15 protein-coding genes, 1 tRNA gene and 1 pseudogene are annotated in these 16,223 nt (G+C 39.3%); 14 read left to right on the top strand and 3 right to left on the bottom strand.

Translation table 11 applies throughout. The features are described from left to right. From ON15_RS08210 to ppsA, 8 genes and pseudogenes are all read left to right on the top strand, one after another. Positions 1-283: hypothetical protein (locus tag ON15_RS08210; RefSeq protein ID WP_010581019.1), on the top strand; the 283-nt coding region annotated here is incomplete at its 5' end. Between the two features lie 424 nt (positions 284-707). Further along, positions 708-1,625 (top strand): ribokinase, encoded by a 918-nt coding sequence (gene rbsK / locus ON15_RS08205; RefSeq protein ID WP_010581018.1) that lies wholly within the window; start codon positions 708-710, stop codon positions 1,623-1,625. A gap of 12 nt (positions 1,626-1,637) precedes the next feature. Next, positions 1,638-2,873: pseudogene (locus ON15_RS08200) on the top strand (NupC/NupG family nucleoside CNT transporter). Between the two features lie 18 nt (positions 2,874-2,891). After that, positions 2,892-3,812: a ribonucleoside hydrolase RihC gene (rihC, locus tag ON15_RS08195; RefSeq protein WP_010581016.1), complete on the top strand. Its 921-nt coding sequence runs from the start codon at positions 2,892-2,894 to the stop codon at positions 3,810-3,812. A gap of 19 nt (positions 3,813-3,831) precedes the next feature. After that, positions 3,832-4,788 carry a nucleoside hydrolase gene (locus ON15_RS08190; RefSeq protein ID WP_010581015.1) on the top strand — a complete coding sequence of 319 codons (957 nt, stop codon included), beginning with the start codon at positions 3,832-3,834 and terminating at the stop codon, positions 4,786-4,788. A 435-nt stretch (positions 4,789-5,223) separates the two neighbouring features. Then, positions 5,224-5,796, top strand: a complete 573-nt coding sequence (locus tag ON15_RS08185; protein ID WP_010581014.1) for an NADPH-dependent F420 reductase — start codon at positions 5,224-5,226, stop codon at positions 5,794-5,796. A 171-nt stretch (positions 5,797-5,967) separates the two neighbouring features. After that, the gene (locus ON15_RS08180; RefSeq protein ID WP_010581013.1) at positions 5,968-6,336 is read left to right on the top strand and encodes a TIGR02328 family protein; all 369 of its coding nucleotides are present in this window, start codon (positions 5,968-5,970) and stop codon (positions 6,334-6,336) included. A 456-nt stretch (positions 6,337-6,792) separates the two neighbouring features. Next, positions 6,793-9,177, top strand: a complete 2,385-nt coding sequence (ppsA, locus tag ON15_RS08175; RefSeq protein WP_010581012.1) for a phosphoenolpyruvate synthase — start codon at positions 6,793-6,795, stop codon at positions 9,175-9,177. A gap of 168 nt (positions 9,178-9,345) precedes the next feature. Here ppsA and ON15_RS08170 read toward each other — a convergent pair whose 3' ends face one another. The 3 genes from ON15_RS08170 to ON15_RS08160 form a co-directional block, all read right to left on the bottom strand. Beyond that, entirely contained in the window at positions 9,346-10,098 is a 753-nt protein-coding gene (locus tag ON15_RS08170) for a GH25 family lysozyme (RefSeq protein WP_010581011.1), read from the bottom strand. Continuing rightward, a complete protein-coding gene (locus ON15_RS08165) occupies positions 10,095-10,523 on the bottom strand; it encodes a phage holin family protein (RefSeq protein ID WP_010581010.1) in 429 nt (142 codons plus the stop codon). Before ON15_RS08165 ends, ON15_RS08170 begins: the two co-directional genes overlap by 4 nt. Positions 10,524-10,646: 123 nt before the next feature. Next, complete coding sequence (locus ON15_RS08160; RefSeq protein WP_010581009.1) at positions 10,647-11,036, bottom strand: DUF4828 domain-containing protein; 390 nt, start codon at positions 11,034-11,036, stop codon at positions 10,647-10,649. A gap of 235 nt (positions 11,037-11,271) precedes the next feature. Here ON15_RS08160 and ON15_RS08155 point away from each other — a divergent pair, with 235 nt between their 5' ends. The 6 genes from ON15_RS08155 to ON15_RS08130 all read left to right on the top strand — a co-directional run bounded on the left by ON15_RS08155 (position 11,272) and on the right by ON15_RS08130 (position 16,204). Beyond that, a complete protein-coding gene (locus tag ON15_RS08155; RefSeq protein ID WP_010581008.1) occupies positions 11,272-12,279 on the top strand; it encodes a Gfo/Idh/MocA family protein in 1,008 nt (335 codons plus the stop codon). A 14-nt stretch (positions 12,280-12,293) separates the two neighbouring features. Beyond that, on the top strand, positions 12,294-13,559 hold the full coding sequence (locus ON15_RS08150) for a DEAD/DEAH box helicase (RefSeq protein ID WP_010581007.1): 1,266 nt from the start codon (positions 12,294-12,296) through the stop codon (positions 13,557-13,559). A gap of 75 nt (positions 13,560-13,634) precedes the next feature. Continuing rightward, positions 13,635-13,708, top strand: a tRNA-Arg gene (locus ON15_RS08145). 135 nt (positions 13,709-13,843) lie between these two features. Beyond that, positions 13,844-14,992: a non-hydrolyzing UDP-N-acetylglucosamine 2-epimerase gene (gene wecB, locus ON15_RS08140; protein WP_010581006.1), complete on the top strand. Its 1,149-nt coding sequence runs from the start codon at positions 13,844-13,846 to the stop codon at positions 14,990-14,992. 34 nt (positions 14,993-15,026) lie between these two features. Then, positions 15,027-15,434, top strand: a complete 408-nt coding sequence (locus ON15_RS08135; RefSeq protein ID WP_010581005.1) for a hypothetical protein — start codon at positions 15,027-15,029, stop codon at positions 15,432-15,434. Between the two features lie 116 nt (positions 15,435-15,550). Then, positions 15,551-16,204, top strand: a complete 654-nt coding sequence (locus tag ON15_RS08130) for an alpha/beta hydrolase (protein WP_010581004.1) — start codon at positions 15,551-15,553, stop codon at positions 16,202-16,204. The last annotated feature ends 19 nt before the right edge of the window (positions 16,205-16,223 follow it).

Below are 16,223 nucleotides of genomic sequence, written 5' to 3'. Positions count from 1 at the left end.
GGCCTTTTTTAAGAAATATCCCGGGCAACGAAAACTAATTGAACAAAAAGTTGCTACTGCTCTTAAGCATGAACTTGCTACAGGAATGACTAAAGTCAAATTAGCATTGGAAACTAAAATAGCTGGGCAGCCTTGTTATGAGTTTCGGCTAAACTTAGGGAAAATTGGGCCAGCTCGGATTGCTTTTACGGTAGCAAATCGCCAGGCAATTGTTTATTACCTGTCAAAGAACTTACAAAAATCAGCTTTCAGTCATGATTTAGCAAAAATTGTTAGAGGTTGATATTATGAAATTAATTCCAGTCAAGCAAGCAGCAGCTATGATAAAACAGATCATCAAAGGCAAAACTGCTCGGCACATAGAGCTGCTGACCAAAAAAAGGATCGATCAATAATAATTGAAATTGAGCAAGCAAATATCAAGTTGTGCGAACAAGGCTATTTTTCAGCCCAACTTACATACCCGCTTGCCAGCTCAGCAGCAAAACGCGCCATTCAAACTGCTTTTAAGCGTGAGTTTCCTCGGAGTCATCGAGTTTATGTTAGTTGCAATTAGGCGAAGATTTACCTGACTGTTTGCTCGTATTAAAAATTTGAAAAATCTCAGCAAGTTTTAATCAGAGTTGCTTGCTTTTTATTCAATAATTTTTGTAAACTTAATTCAAGCAAAACAAAAATATTTAAGAAATTAAGAAATGGTGGGTGTCATGAATAAAGTTACGATTATCGGTAGTTTGAATATCGATACAACCTTTAAAGTAACCAATTTTCCTTTGCCGGGTGAAACAATCAGGGCTTTTAATAAAAGCAGTGCAGCTGGCGGCAAAGGTGCAAATCAGGCAGTTGCTGCTGCTCGCTTGGGAGCAAAAACAACTTTTATTGGCAAAGTCGGCAATGATCAGCAGGGAGAATTTATGATCAAGGCCTTGAAGCAAGAAGGAATCGATATTTCCGGCATCAAAGTTGAACCAGCCACAGGAACTGGCACAGCTGACATTTTATTAAATGAAGCTGGTCAAAACTGCATTATTGTCTACGGTGGGGCTAATCAGACTTTGACCGTTGCTGATCTAGCTGGCCTTGATCAGCAAATTGCTGCTTCCGATTTTGTCGTAGCGCAATTCGAAACGCCGCAAGCAGCGACGATTGCTGCCTTTAAACTTGCTAAAGCGGCTGGGAAAATGACGATTTTAAATCCGGCTCCGGCAAGTGAAATCTTACCTGAACTACTTAGTTTAACAGATATTATCATTCCTAATGAGTCTGAAAATCAAAGAATCACTGGCATTGAAATCACTGACTTAAACTCAATGAAAAAAAGTGCTGCTAAATTCGCTGATTTAGGTATTTCTAGAACGATCATAACGCTTGGCAGTCAAGGAGTTTTTTATGCAGCAGGTAATCGAACGGCTCAGCTTGCTGCCTTTAAGGTCAAAACTGTTGATCCGACGGCTGCTGGCGATACTTTTATTGGGGCTTTTGTGGCCAAACTTTCACCGACAATGGAGAATTTTACTGAGGCGATCAATTATGCACAAAAAGCGAGTGCTTTAACGGTGCAGCATTTGGGTGCACAAGTCTCAATCCCAACAGTTGCACAAGTTAACCAGGCGTTTGGTTTTTAAGTAGGAAAGATTTTGTTACTAGTTTTAAATATTTTAGGAATCTTGGTTTGTATCGGTGTTGCCTACATATTTTCAATTGATCGGCATCAGGTGCAATGGAAGTCAGTTTTGATTGTGACGGCCTTAGGAATTTTTATGGCGTGGTTTTTAATTGGTTTCCCGGTTGGTCGGACAATCGTTCAAGGCGCAGCTAATGGTTTTGCTTGGCTGGTCGATATTGCTTTCGACGGGATAAAATTTGCCTTGCCGGATATGGTTGCAAAAGAATATGGCGGGACAGCAGCTTCAATGAACTTTTTGACCAGTGCCTTAATGCCGATCCTTTTGGTTGTTCCATTATTTGATATTTTAACGTATATCGGCTTTCTACCTTGGATTATCAAATGGATCGGGAAATTTTTATCAATCATCACTGGGCAGCCTAAATTTGAGGCGTTCTTTTCAGTTGAAATGATGTTTTTAGGCAATACTGAAGTTTTAGCCGTTTCTAAGCAGCAATTAGACCATATGAGTCAGGAACGGAACTTAACGTTAGCCATGATGTCAATGAGCTGTGTGACAGCTTCGATTTTAGGCTCATATCTGCAAATGATGCCAGGACAATTCGTCTTAACGGCGGTTCCGCTTAATATTTTAGGGGCGATTGTGATTACCGGAATCTTAAATCCTTTGCAGATCAATCAAGCTGATGATGTGGTTTATGGTTCACAAACTGCTAATCATGAACGAGAACCATTCTTTTCCTTCTTAGGAGATTCAATTTTAAACGCTGGCAAGTTGATTTTGATCATCTTATTTACCGTCATTTCATTTGTTGCTTTAGCATCGTTAATCGATCATTTGCTTGATTTAACCGGTTTGAAATGGTTGTCGCTGGAAAACATTATGGGAGTAATTATGTTTCCATTTACCATTTTTATGGGCTTTGATCCAAGCCATGCTTTTGAATTGGCCAGATATATGGGAACTAAATTAGTTACCAATGAATTTGTCGTCATGGGTGAGGTCTCTAAAGCGGTCATGGGTCATCATGGAATATTTGCTAATGCCCATGCCCGGGCAGTTTTGACAGTTTTTTTGACTAGTTTTGCTAATTTCGGTACCTTGGGCATGATTATCGGTGCCTTTAAGGGCTTAGTTGAAAAACCGAAAGTCGATTATATTTCAAATTAAGTACCAAGAATGCTGCTTTCAGGAATCTTAGTTTCAGTTTTATCGGCAACTGCAGCTGGTTTGTTTATTTGGTAAAAAGAGGGGGGTTCAGCAATGAAAAAAATACCGTTAATCTTAGATATGGATCCAGGAGTTGATGATGCTGTCGCCTTAGCAGTAGCAGTTAATAATCCGGCATTTGATGTAAAGCTGATCACATCAGTTGCTGGAAATGTCAGTGTGGACAAAACCACGCGCAATGAGCTGAAACTGCTGGAATTTTTTGATAAGGCCGAAATTCCAGTTGCTCGTGGCGCGGCTCAGCCATTAAAAAAGAAGTTTGAAGATGCCGCCTATATTCATGGACAAAGCGGCTTACCGGGCTATGATTTTCCACCAGTGACGCTCAACTCAGATCCCCGGCCCGCAGTCAAGGCAATTTACCAGACACTAAAGCAAGCACCGGCTCCAATGATAATTGTAGCGACAGGAGCTTATACTAACATCGCCGAATTATTGTTGAAATATCCGGAAATCAAAAAGCAGATTTCTCGCTTGGTCCTGATGGGTGGATCTATTTCAGGAGGAAATGTTTCTTCGGTTGCTGAGTTTAATGTTTATACTGATCCTGATGCGGCTAAAATTGTTTATCAAAGTGGGGTACCAATCGTGATGATCGGGCTGGATGTAACTTTGCAGGCTTTGGTTACTTGGGAGACATTGAAGAAGCTAGCAACTCTTGGTAAAACTGGTATGATGCTCTATCAATTGATCACTGCTTATCAAGACATTTATTCTAACGGCAAGCCATTGCATGACGTTAATACTATTTTCTATTTGTTGCACCCTGAGGCAATTGAAACTAGGGATTATCAGATTGAGGTTGTTACACAGGGACCGGCAATTGGCGCAACCGTGGCTGATATTCAAAATCGCTGGAGCCAGGGTCGGACAAATGCTAAAGTTGGTATAAATATTGATGCTGATTATTTCAATCAGTGGCTGTTAGAGGAAGTTAGTCAAATGATTAATTAAAATTCTGAGGAGGATCAACATGGCTAAGAAAAAGATAATTTTAGATTTGGATACAGGAATTGATGATGCATTAGCAATTGCTTATGCAGTTGCCGATCCAGCCGTTGATTTGTTGGCAATTATTTGTTCATATGGTAATGTTTATGTGGAAAATGCAGTTACTAACTCATTGAAAATCTTGGAGCTGTTGCATGCCACTAATGTCAAAGTCTACCAAGGTCGATCTCATTCGGCTGAAAAAGCTAAATTTGTCCGAATGCCAGTCAGTGCTCAGATCCATGGAGAAAATGGAATTGGCGAGATTGATTTGCCAAGTCCCAAAATGAAGCCAGCTCAAGGAGATGCGCTTGACTTCTTTATCGAAGCCGTGAAAAAGTATGGCAAAGACTTGATCCTTGTTCCAACTGGTCCACTGACTAACTTAGCTGCAGCCATCAAAAAGTATCCGGCTTTGGTTGACGAAATTGGCAATATTACGATCATGGGCGGGGCTTTAACAGTTCCTGGCAATGTTACCAATGTAGCTGAAGCAAATATTCAACAAGATGCAACTTCAGCGGACCAAGTTTTTCGGCAGGCTAAGTTGACCCAAGTTGGACTGGATGTGACTTTACGGACGCTGCTGACTAAAAAGGAAACGCAAATTTGGCGCAATTTAGGAACAAAGGCTGGTCGTAAATTTGCCGAGATGGTGGATTACTATATCAAAGCTTATGAAGTTACTAGTCCTGATCTTCATGGCTGTGCCCTGCATGATCCATTTGCTGTCGGTGTTGCCATCGATCCAAGCTTTGTTCAAACAATTGATTTAAACATGTATGTGACAACGGATGAAAAATATTATGGCCGCACAATTGGCGATCCATCCCGGCTCTCGGCTGCTAAAACAAATGTTAAAGTCGCAGTTAATGCTGATGTTGATCGTTATCTAAAAGCTTTTATGGAACACCTGACAACCTTGTTTAAAAATAATTGATTAAAAAAGCTTGTTCAAAAAGGGACAGGCTTTTTTAGAATACCGGTATCAAATCTTTGAATGCTCAAAATTTGAATCCAACCGGGAATTATGGCTGAGCGATTGCCAAAAAGACTTGGTTTGAATTAATTATTTTGGAGTAGTTGCATAGCCTTGATTGGATAAAAATAGTTGTTTTAAACATAGCAAGTGAAACATTAAGACTAACAAATTAATCCGCAATAATTTTTTGTTCTTAGGAAAGCCCTTAATATTTCAACGCCAACTAGAGATTAACAAAAGCTGATTGATTTTTAATTGAAAAGTGTTATAAAAAAAGTTTCAAGTAGTAAAATGATATGTTAAGATAATGTTGTTGAATGAGTTAAGAAAAAATTCAGCAATCAAAAAAGTATCTACTAACTAAGCAAAAAACTTATAAAGGAGTTATTCATAATGAAAATTTCAATTTTTGGTAAAGGTAACATGGGTCAGGCAATCGGCAAGAATTTTGGACTAGCAGGCAACACAGTTTCTTATTATGATAATCAAAATCATGCTGAGACTTTAGCTGATATCGTAGTTATGGCTGTTCCTTACCCAGCTTTAGCAAGTTTGGCAAAAGAATATGCTGATCAATTTGCCGGCAAGATTGTTGTTGATATTACTAACCCGCTTGACTTTGATACTTGGGATTCATTGGTTGTTCCCGCTGATAGCTCAGCTGCACAAGAACTTCAACAATTATTGCCAAACAGCACTGTTTTGAAGGCTTTTAACACAACTTTTGCAGCAACTCTGCAAAGTGGCAAAGTTGGCGGCACAGCAACTACAACTGTTTTGGTTGCTGGCGATGATGACGCTGCTAAACAGGCTTTCAAAGCTGCTTTGGCTGGCAGCCCATTAAATATTTTGGATGCTGGTAAATTAAAGCGGGCACGCGAGCTGGAAGCAACTGGCTTTTTGCAAATGACTTTGGCTGCTAGCAAACAAATTGGCTGGACTGGCGGCTTTGGCGTAATCAAATAATTTCTATAAATAAAAAAGTAGTTAAACAAACAAGTTCATTGTCAAAGCTAACGGCAGTGAACTTATTTTATTTTAATCTTAGCTGAATTGGTCCGGACATTAACAATGCTAATTAGCCGGAAAATTGCTAAACTAATTAAGTAAGCTTCAAAAACAGTAGAGGGTGGAAAAATGAGGTTATGGCATCAAGACTTACTAACTAAATTGCCACGTCAGCAATTATTAGGACAGCACCGGGAGCTGGCTGCTTTGCGGGGCAACGGCTGGGGAAAAAAACATGCAACGGTAGCTGATGTTTTCAAGTATTCGCCCTACAAGTTATACCAATTTCATCTGTTAGTTCTCCAAGAGATGCAGCGCCGCGGTTATCGGCCTGACTCCAAGTGGTTTGATCCCAACTATCGTGGTCAGCATTGTGCTCCTTACCGAGAACTGGCAGCTTGTTCTTTGAGCGAGCCAGTTTATCCTGAGCATGATCAGAAATATCTGCAGGTCTGTTTGGAGAACTTAAAACAAAAAGGAATTAATTTGTTAATTTAATTTTAAAAGCTGGGGACCAACAGAAAAAGCCCAATTTGAAATAAGCTAAATTAGTTACAACTTTTATTTTTGATCACAAATTTGTTATTTAAGTATTATTTATTTATGATTTAAGAGATGATTAAATTAAGTTTAAGATTCACAAAAAAGCTTAAATAATTATTTATGCTGAATGTTTTGAATTAACTAACTTACAATTCCTGATATAGTTTGAACATCAAATTATCATTAGACTGACTTAATTTATAGCGATTTGTTGATTAATTAGGTTGAATTCAGTTGAAGTGATTAATTTATTTGTTATTTAGTGATCTATTTAACAAGCAAATTAAAAAAATAGAATTAGAGGTTTGAGCTACTTTTGAATCGACTTGACTTTTTTTGTTAAAGGACTAAAGTATAGTTGTAGGATGTAAGCGATTACAAAATGCAAGTATTTTTAAGGAGGTCATCATTATGGAACAAAAAGATAAAGCATACGTACTTTGGTTTGACGAGCTTCATCGTTCGGATGTTAATTTAGTTGGTGGGAAATCATCATCTTTAGGTGAGTTGACTTCATTAGGCGATATTCCCGTTCCATATGGTTTTGCTACCACGGCTTACGCATATCGCTATTTTATGCAAAAAACTGGTCTTAACGACCAAGTCAATAATTTGCTAGAGAGCATTAAGGATTATGAGAACTCTGATGAATTGCATGCAACTTGTACTAGGATTCGCCAATTAATCACTTCAGCACCAATGCCAGCTGATCTAGCCCAGGAAATCCATCAGTCTTATCAGAAGTTAGCAGAGAAAATGGGACAAAAAGATCCATTTGTGGCGATTCGCTCAAGCGCGACCGCTGAGGATTTGCCCAATGCTTCGTTTGCTGGGCAGCAAGATTCGTATTTGAATATTCGCGGCTCAGCCGATGTGACCCAAAAAGTTCAAGAGTGCTATGCGTCACTGTTTACGGATCGGGCAACTTATTATCGTCACAAGCAGAATTTCCCGCATGAAAAGGTTGCTTTGTCAGCTGCAGTTCAGATGATGGTCTTTTCTAAAAGTTCAGGTATTATGTTCAGTGTCAATGTAGCAACTGGCGATGATACTAAGGTTATCATTGATGGAATCTGGGGCTTAGGTGAGTATATTGTTCAAGGGACTGTTACCCCAGACGATTTCTTAGTTGACAAGCAGACTATGAAAATTGTTTCTAAAACGATCAACGACAAGGATGTTGAACTAGTTCGGTTACCAGATGGCGGGGTTGAAGAAAGAAGAGTTCCGGCTGAATTGGAAAAACAGCCAGTTTTAACCGATGATCAAGTGATTGAGTTAGCTGGTTATGCGAAGAAAATTGAAGATCATTATGGCTGCTATATGGATATGGAATTTGCTTTGGATAAGAATACCAACAAGCTGTGGCTGGTGCAGGCACGGCCAGAAACGGTTTGGTCACAGCTCAAAAAGAAGGCTGCAGCTAAAGGTCAAGCAACAGCCGATCTTGGGGATGCAAAGGTAATTACGCGAGGATTGCCGGCGAGCCCAGGTGTTGCTGCCGGTAAAGTCCATGTAATTGACAGCCCAGACCATATTGATGAATTCAAACAAGGTGAAATCTTAGTTACTTTGATGACTTCACCGGATTGGGTGCCAGCAATGAAGAAAGCTGCGGCAATTGTTACCAATAACGGTGGTATGACTTGCCACGCAGCAATTGTTTCGCGGGAAATGCAGATTCCATGTATTGTCGGTACCAAGAGTCGGGGTGCTGCTGCTACCGATGTTCTTAAGAGTGGCGATATCATTACGGTTGATGCTAAAAATGGCGTTGTTTACCAAGGTAATGTGACAGCTGTTACTTCACCAGCCAAAGAGGCAACTGTTCCAACAGCGGCAGCAGAGTATTTTGCTCCAACTGCTACTGGTGTCATGATGAATCTCGGCAATCCAGACTTGGCTGAAAAATATGCTAGCTTGCCGGCTGACGGAATTGGTCTAATGCGCGAGGAATTCTTGTGGACGACTTATATTCATCAGCATCCGCTTTATCTGATTGAACAGGGACATCCTGAAGAAGTGGTTGACAAACTGGCAGAAGGAATCAGTAAAGTTGCACGGGCAATGGCACCGCGGCCGGTGATCTTGCGTTTTTCTGATTTCAAGTCGAGCGAATACCGCAACTTGAAGGGCGGAGATAAATATGAACCCCATGAGCCATCTGACTTATTAGGCTGGCGTGGAGCTTCACGTTACTACGATCCTAAATATGTCGAAGCTTTCAAGTTGGAGTTGGCAGCAGTTAAAAAAGTTCGGCGTGAATTTGGTCTTAAAAATTTAAATGTGATGATTCCATTTGTTAGAACAGTTGCTGAGGCCCAAAAGGTCACTGATTTAATGGCAGCCAATGGCTTGCAGCGTAATGCCGATTTTAAAGTTTACATGATGGCTGAAATTCCAAGCAATATCATTTTAGCAGATAAATTCAATCAATTTATTGATGGCTACTCAATTGGCTCGAATGATCTGACTATGCTGCTGCTAGGTTGCGATCGGAATAATGATACTGTTTCGGCTTTGTTTGATGAGCGAAATTTGGCGATTAAACGGGCAATCCGGCATTTGATCAAAGTTGCTCACCAAGATGGTAAAACGGTCTCAATTTGTGGGCAAACACCATCTGAATATCCGGAGTTTACTAATTTTCTGATTCAAAGTGGCATTGATTATGTTTCGGTTAATCCCGATATGGTTAAAGCTACTAAGCATAATGTGGCACATTTTGAACAAAGAATCATGCTTGATCACGCAACTGGCAAGGGACGTCCAGACCTTGAGGATTATCAATGGTAGATTAAAATTCGCTGCTTAGTTTAATTCTCCCTCAATTCTGATTGCTTTTAGACTTGATTTGATAATCGTTTTCCAATTAAAGAAGCTGTCCAGACTAAATAAGTCTGGACAGCTTCTTGCAATTTATTTACCAAAATTTTATTTAATCGTGATTACATAATCAAGGTTTTAGAGTAACTGATTTACTCGAGCTTGAACCGCTTGAAAATCATAACCAGCGGCGGCAAGTTTTTGTCGCCGCTGAGGACCATTTCCCCATTTGCCAGCGATCACTTCACGAGCTAATTGGTCAATGCTTTTAGTTCGCTGAAAGCCGTTCAAGCCAGCTTGTTTGATTATAGTGGGATAGTCAATGATAGCCTGATCTAAATCAACACGAGTGCTAATTCCCGGGACATGACCGCTAGCAGTTGATTGCCAGATACCATAGCTTTGTTGATAATGGATCTTAGAAGCATATTCTGCGATCCATAATGTATATCTTTGGACAACTGCCGGGGAGATTACTTGCTGCAGTGGTGAGCGAGACATATAGAGGCCAGCAAAATAGCCAGCTTGTTCCAGTTGAGAGCAAAAGCTGCTAACTAATTGATCACAAAACTGGCGTCCTTGTTTGATTTGCGTTGGCTCTTCCAAGTCAAAAAAGATTGGATAGGCAAATTGCTTATTTTGAATTACTTTTAAACAAGTTTGAGCTTCTTGCTTGGCAGCGCTGGGGCTATTTGCATATGAGTACCAGTAAGCTCCGAGCGATAAGCCAGCTGCTCGGGCTTGTTGATAGTTGACTTCAAAGCATTTATCTTTTTGCGTCAATAGCTTGCCATAGCCGGCACGAATGATCACAAAATCAATGCCACTAGTTTTGACCAGTTGAAAGTTGATTTTCCCTTGCCATTCTGAAATGTCGATTCCATGTTTCATTTTTTGTCCTCCTTAAATGTTGGCTGTTCTTTAAGTTGAAGCAAGACTGCCTTTAACTTGGACGGTAACGGCAACCCGAGTTTGGCAGTGTTTTCTAGCAATGAAAGGCCTTCATTTGAAAGATAGAAGCAAATGGTGGCATTTTTCAAACTTGAACCATGCTGCAGTAAGTAAACATCCAAGAGATTGGCACAACCAATTAAGATTAAAATCAGCAGTTTCCGGGTCAGTCCCTGAAAGCCAATTTCACTGGAAAGTTGTTTTTGACTGATTGCATAGAGTGAGCCAGTCAAATAGTCAATCGCAATAAAAATTAGCAAGACATTTAACAGTCCATTCATTTCTCCCCAAAACCAGCCCGCAAAAGCACCTAGCAGCGAAAACCATGAATTGATTGTTAGATGGTTGATTGATGGTGAATGCATCGCTTTCCTCCTTAATAAATAAAATTAAATTCAACAAAGTAAGTTGATTTACATTAATAACGTTTGCGTCAAGCAAAGAGTCAAAAAAAGACTAATAATCATTTTCAAAATTGAAAATGATCATTAGTCTTTGACGTCGTCCCGGTCAGGACCATTGGCTTGGCTAATCGGATAAACTCGATTATCAGCTTCATCATAAAGGCTGACAGGAGATCGTTGATTAGCGTCGACTCGCAAGTGATAACCATATTTATCTAAAAATAATAGTTCCTTGTCATCAACACGGACAATCTTTCCAGGCAAGCGATGACCATCAATTAGAATCTGCAACTGTTCGGTGATTTCTAATTGGTGTGAGCGATTAGTTTGTTTATCAGCAAAGGTCCATTTTCCTGTATATTGAGTTGGAGACGCAGCTGGTGAGTGAAAATTAAACAAATGCTGACCGGTCCATGATTTACGAAATAAATGTCGTAAGGAGGATCCTCGATTATAAGATTTGCTGCGAACCATCAAATACCCCTCCGTTTGTATATTAAAAATCAATTAAATATTTCAAATATAATATACCATTTTTTAGTAGTAATAAGTAGAATGATGATTAAATTTAACCGGATATTGACACGATTGAAATTTAATGAGCTTTTTGTTAAAAATTTGTGATATAAATGTTGTAATTTAAAAAAATTGTGAATTTGTTTGTTATAATGAAAAGAGAAGTCTTCAACTATAAAGGAGGCAATTTAGGATGATCAAATTTGCAACGATCGGTACGCATTGGATTACCAAACAATTTATTGAAGCAGCGCAGCAAGTTGGCTGGCAACTAACAGCAGTTTACTCACGGCAACAAGCATCTGCACAAAAGTTTGCTGATCAATTTATTGGTCCAATCAAAACCTTTACGGAACTTGATGAATTTTTAGCTAGCCAGGATTTTTCAGTTGTTTATCTGGCATCTCCTAATAGCTTACATTTTGAACAGTCTCAGCAAGCACTGTTGGCCGGCAAGCATGTAATCGTTGAAAAACCGGCTTGTTCAAATCCAACTGAAATGAAACAAATTATTAAAATCTTACGGCAGCATCCAGAACTTTATTACTTCGAAGCAGCTCGCCATTTTCACGAACCACTTTTTCAGCAAGTAAAACAAGCAATTAAACAGCTATCGGTTATTCAAGGGGCTCATCTGACTTATGAAAAATATTCATCAAGATACGATGCTTTTTTAGCCGGTCAGGAGCCAAATATTTTTTCGCTGGAATTTTCTGGTGGAGCATTACAGGATTTAGGTGTTTATCTGGTTTATGCAGCGATCGCCTGGTTTGGTTACCCTCAAAGTGCTGACTATCGGCCACAGAAGTTGCGCAATGGCATTGATGGTCGCGGAATTGCAATTTTAGAATATCCACGATTTCAAGTGATTTTGAAATTTGGTAAAACGACCAATTCTTATCTAGCCAGCGAGATCTACGGATTGAAACAGACGTTAATTTTAGATAGTCCAGCGAAACTAAATGAATTAAAAATGGCTGATGAACAGGGAAATGTTCAATCACTTGCTCGGACAACAACTGAAAATCCGATGCTTGCTGAAGTTAAGGATTTTGATCAGCTATTAAACAAACCGGCTAGTTTAATTGCTAAACAAAAGATGGAGGATTGGCTAGCGTTGGCAGTTCAAGTCAATCAATTAATGTATCAGCTACGCCAAAGTGCTGAGCTCAGTTTTCCAGCGGATGAAAAATATATTTAAGTCAAGAGGTTATTATGGGAGATAATGTAGCAGAAATTTATCATCAGTTAGGCTTTATCCAACCAACTTTGATTCAGCAGCAAACTTTTTCGCCACTGCTGGCGGGAGAAAATATTTTGGGCTTAGCACCAACTGGCTCGGGAAAAACTTTGGCATACGTTGTACCGCTTTTAAGCAAAACCAGCACTCAAGCTGGAACCCAATTACTGGTGATCACCGCTTCGCAAGAGCTAACAGCTCAGGTAACTGAAGTGATCAGAAAATGTTTACTAAATTTGCAGCTGCCTTTGCAGGTGACATCTTTGGGTGGAGGCGCTAATTTAAAACGGCAGCAGGAGAAGTTAAAACGCCATCCAGAAATAGTTGTTGGGACACCAGGAAGAATGCTTGAATTAGCAGAAAACAAAAAGTTGAAGTTGCACAAGTTAAAATTTGCAATTTTGGATGAAGCCGATGATTTACTGGCTGATGAAAAGCTCAGTGTTTGTCGACGATTGTTGTCGCATGCACCTGCCAAGATTCAGTTAGGCTTTTTTTCAGCTACTGACAATCCAATTTTACATGAATTACCGCGTTGGTTTAATCAGCAGGTAAAAAGAGTTGATGTGCGTCAAAGCGATCAAACTCAAGGTCAGGTTGCTCATTATTATGTAACTTTGCCAACTCGAAAACGCTTTGATCTGCTGCGAAAACTTGGCCGAGAGACTGGTTTTAAGGGCTTGGTATTTTTCAATCAGGTAGCCGATCTGGAGAAAATTGCCCAACGCTTAGAGTTTAATCAAGTAGCTGTTGCAACTCTGGATAGTCAGCAGCGTCAAACGCAGCGTCAGCAAGCAATTAGAAATTTTACAACCGGTGAAACGGCCTTGCTATTGGCCACGGACGTAGCTGCTCGTGGTTTGGATCTGCCAGCTTTGCCGGTGGTCATCAATTATGATTTGCCATTAACCTTGACTGCATATATTCATCGTGTTGGACGAACCGGGCGGATGGGCAATTCAGGAACGGTGATTAATCTAGGAAATGAACGCTCATTGCGGCAATTGAAGCAGTTGTTGCGTCCAGCTGGCTATCAGTTGGAATTAGCCAAAATGTATTATGGTCAAGTAATGCCGCTAACAGCCATACCAGCCAGTCTGACGCCAACTAAGCAATCTGCTAGTAAAGCTAAATCTGAACGACTCAAAAAGACAGTGCGGCCGACAATTAAAAAAAGGTCAAAAAAGAAACATAAACAACGCTGGCGTGATCAAAAGAATAAAGGTAAACATAAGTTATAACAAGCAGATTTATATTTTTAGGATATTGACATCAGCTAGACTAATTTTTATAATGAATTAGTTGCTGATAGTTTTGCGCTTGTAGCTCAGCAGGATAGAGCGACCGCCTCCTAAGCGGTAGGTCATCGGTTCGATTCCGATCAAGCGCACTTTTAAGTTAAGGGTTGTAAACAGTGTTTGTTTACAACCTTTTTGCTTTATTTTAATAAAATTGTTTTCTTTAAGAAAGAATTAGTTAATTTTTTTGGAGTAATATAATATTATAAATATAGTGAGGTGCAACTATGAAACAGATTAAAGTAATGACTATTTTTGGAACACGTCCTGAGGCAATCAAAATGGCACCAATCATTCATTTATTACAGGAAAATCCGACCGAATTTAAAACGATTGTCACCTTGACTGGTCAACATCGGGAAATGTTAGCGCAAGTTATGCAGGCTTTTAAGCTAAAAGCTGATTATGATTTGAAGATCATGCAGCAAAATCAAACACTAAGTGATATTACCACTGCAGTTTTGCAAAAACTGCCGCCAATTTTGGTGAAGGAAAAGCCAGATATTGTTTTGGTGCACGGTGATACAACCACGACTTTTGCTGCTAGTTTGGCAAGTTTTTATCAACAAATCACGATTGGTCATGTTGAAGCCGGCTTGAGGACTTGGAATAAGTACTCACCTTTTCCCGAGGAAATGAATCGCCAGCTGACCGATGTTTTAGCTGATCTTTATTTTGCACCAACTAGCAAAAGCCGGCAGAATTTATTACAGCAAGGAATCAATCAGACAAAAATTTTTGTGACTGGTAATACTGCAATTGATGCTTTAAAATTAACGGTCGCTAAAGATTATCAACACGCAGCTTTAAAGCAAATCAAACCTGGGCAGCATTTGATTTTATTGACGATGCATCGACGAGAAAATCTTGGTCAACCAATGAAAAATGTTTTTGCCGCCGTTAATCAAGTTTTACAAACTGATTCAAAGGCTGAGGTTATTTATCCAGTTCATTTGAATCCTAAAGTGCGTCAGCTGGCGCAAGCGGCATTTGCTAATAATCCACAAGTACATTTAGTGGCACCGTTGAATGTTGTTGATTTCCATAACCTGTGTGCCCGCAGCTATTTTATTATGACTGATTCTGGCGGAGTTCAAGAAGAAGCACCGGCTTTGGGGAAACCGGTGCTAGTGCTGCGCGATACGACAGAACGACCGGAAGGAATTACAGCTGGAACGTTGCGCTTAGTTGGGACTAACCAGCAAACAGTCAGTGGGGCAATGCGTGAGTTGTTACAACGGAACTCAAAAACTTATCAGCAGATGGCAACGGCTGTTAATCCATATGGCGATGGTCAAGCTGCTCAACGGATTTTACAGGCAATTAAAGCTTATTTTGATCAGCAAATGCCTCGACCAATTGATTGGCAGGGATAAAATTTGAATTTCAATCAGAAAGGGAGCAATTTCAGTGGGGAAAGAAAATTTAGATCGTTTTGGATTTAAGACCGAAGAACATGTTTTTCATCGTTATTTTCCACGCTACACCATTAGTTTGCATCATTATCCGGATGTATTTCACTTGATTGAACAAAAACCTGATCCAGAAAATCCTAAAACAATTTCTTCAAATTTGAATATTGTCTTTGCAATTGTTCGCTATCAAGAAATGGTTCAAGAATTAGTTGATCTCCAAGCGGTCAGTCGTTCGGGAAATGATGCAGAAAAGATTGAAAAAGATGTTAAAATTCTGCGTAAATTGATTGATCGTTTAGAACAGCTAAAATTTTCAATTGCCCATGATCCAGATGCAATCAAGCAAGATATCGAATTGCAAGAAAAAGTATTAGAATTAGATAATTTTCGAACTAAGCACTAACTGATTAACTAAATTTTTAGCTGAATAGCAAAGTATTTTACAGTTTGATTACAAAAGCCTATAATTCCAACTTAGGGGAATTATTAAAATAGTAAATTTTAAGAGGCGTAATTTTTATGGGCTTAAAAGAAGAATTAATGTGTCCAATGAATTTAAAAACTGACCAAAATGTGCCAGTGATTGTTACTCTCCATGGCATTGGATCAAATTTTTTTGATCTGCGGCCATTAGTTTCGATCTTTGGTCCTTCTTTAATTGAACTTCACTTGCAAGGAGCGATTGCATATGGTAGTGGATTTACATACTATATTCCTCGATTTTATAAATTTTCGGAAAATCAGTTGATTGGCAATGCGGCTGAAAAACTTTATTTGCAAATTAAGCATGATCTGAAGGAACATGATTTGCAAGATCATCCTTTGGCGGTGATTGGTTTTAGCCAAGGAGCAATTTTGGCAGCAACTTTACTGGCATTTCATCCAAGCTCTTTTTCAGCTGCAATTTTATTTAGCGGCAGAATGCCAAAATTTGTTGAAGAATGGTCAAAGTTGAATTTAATGCCTGGACAAATAAAAACTAATATTTTTATTTCACAAGGTGAAAAAGATCCAATTTTTCCGATTAGAAGTGGTGAACAGTTGGTAAATTTTTTTGAAAAGTTCGGTAATCATGTTTCATATCAAAGCTATCCGATGGGACATACAATTTGTTTAAAAGCCGTTCATGATGCGTATGATTGGGCTCAGCAGTTAAAGTGGCAGAATAACTGACATTATTAATTCCGTTATT

Source organism: Liquorilactobacillus vini DSM 20605, from assembly GCF_000255495.1.
Lineage (GTDB): Bacteria > Bacillota > Bacilli > Lactobacillales > Lactobacillaceae > Liquorilactobacillus > Liquorilactobacillus vini.
This window is presented reverse-complemented; position numbering and strand designations above follow the sequence as displayed.

Bases quoted from the DNA above. Each gene is read 5' to 3' on its own strand.
- rbsK (WP_010581018.1), top strand. From the start codon at position 708: ATGAATAAAGTTACGATTATCGGTAGTTTGAATATCGATACAACCTTT.
- rihC (WP_010581016.1), top strand. From the start codon at position 2,892: ATGAAAAAAATACCGTTAATCTTAGATATGGATCCAGGAGTTGATGAT.
- ON15_RS08190 (WP_010581015.1), top strand. From the start codon at position 3,832: ATGGCTAAGAAAAAGATAATTTTAGATTTGGATACAGGAATTGATGAT.
- ON15_RS08185 (WP_010581014.1), top strand. From the start codon at position 5,224: ATGAAAATTTCAATTTTTGGTAAAGGTAACATGGGTCAGGCAATCGGC.
- ON15_RS08180 (WP_010581013.1), top strand. From the start codon at position 5,968: ATGAGGTTATGGCATCAAGACTTACTAACTAAATTGCCACGTCAGCAA.
- ppsA (WP_010581012.1), top strand. From the start codon at position 6,793: ATGGAACAAAAAGATAAAGCATACGTACTTTGGTTTGACGAGCTTCAT.
- ON15_RS08170 (WP_010581011.1), bottom strand. From the start codon at position 10,098: ATGAAACATGGAATCGACATTTCAGAATGGCAAGGGAAAATCAACTTT.
- ON15_RS08165 (WP_010581010.1), bottom strand. From the start codon at position 10,523: ATGCATTCACCATCAATCAACCATCTAACAATCAATTCATGGTTTTCG.
- ON15_RS08160 (WP_010581009.1), bottom strand. From the start codon at position 11,036: ATGGTTCGCAGCAAATCTTATAATCGAGGATCCTCCTTACGACATTTA.
- ON15_RS08155 (WP_010581008.1), top strand. From the start codon at position 11,272: ATGATCAAATTTGCAACGATCGGTACGCATTGGATTACCAAACAATTT.
- ON15_RS08150 (WP_010581007.1), top strand. From the start codon at position 12,294: ATGGGAGATAATGTAGCAGAAATTTATCATCAGTTAGGCTTTATCCAA.
- wecB (WP_010581006.1), top strand. From the start codon at position 13,844: ATGAAACAGATTAAAGTAATGACTATTTTTGGAACACGTCCTGAGGCA.
- ON15_RS08130 (WP_010581004.1), top strand. From the start codon at position 15,551: ATGGGCTTAAAAGAAGAATTAATGTGTCCAATGAATTTAAAAACTGAC.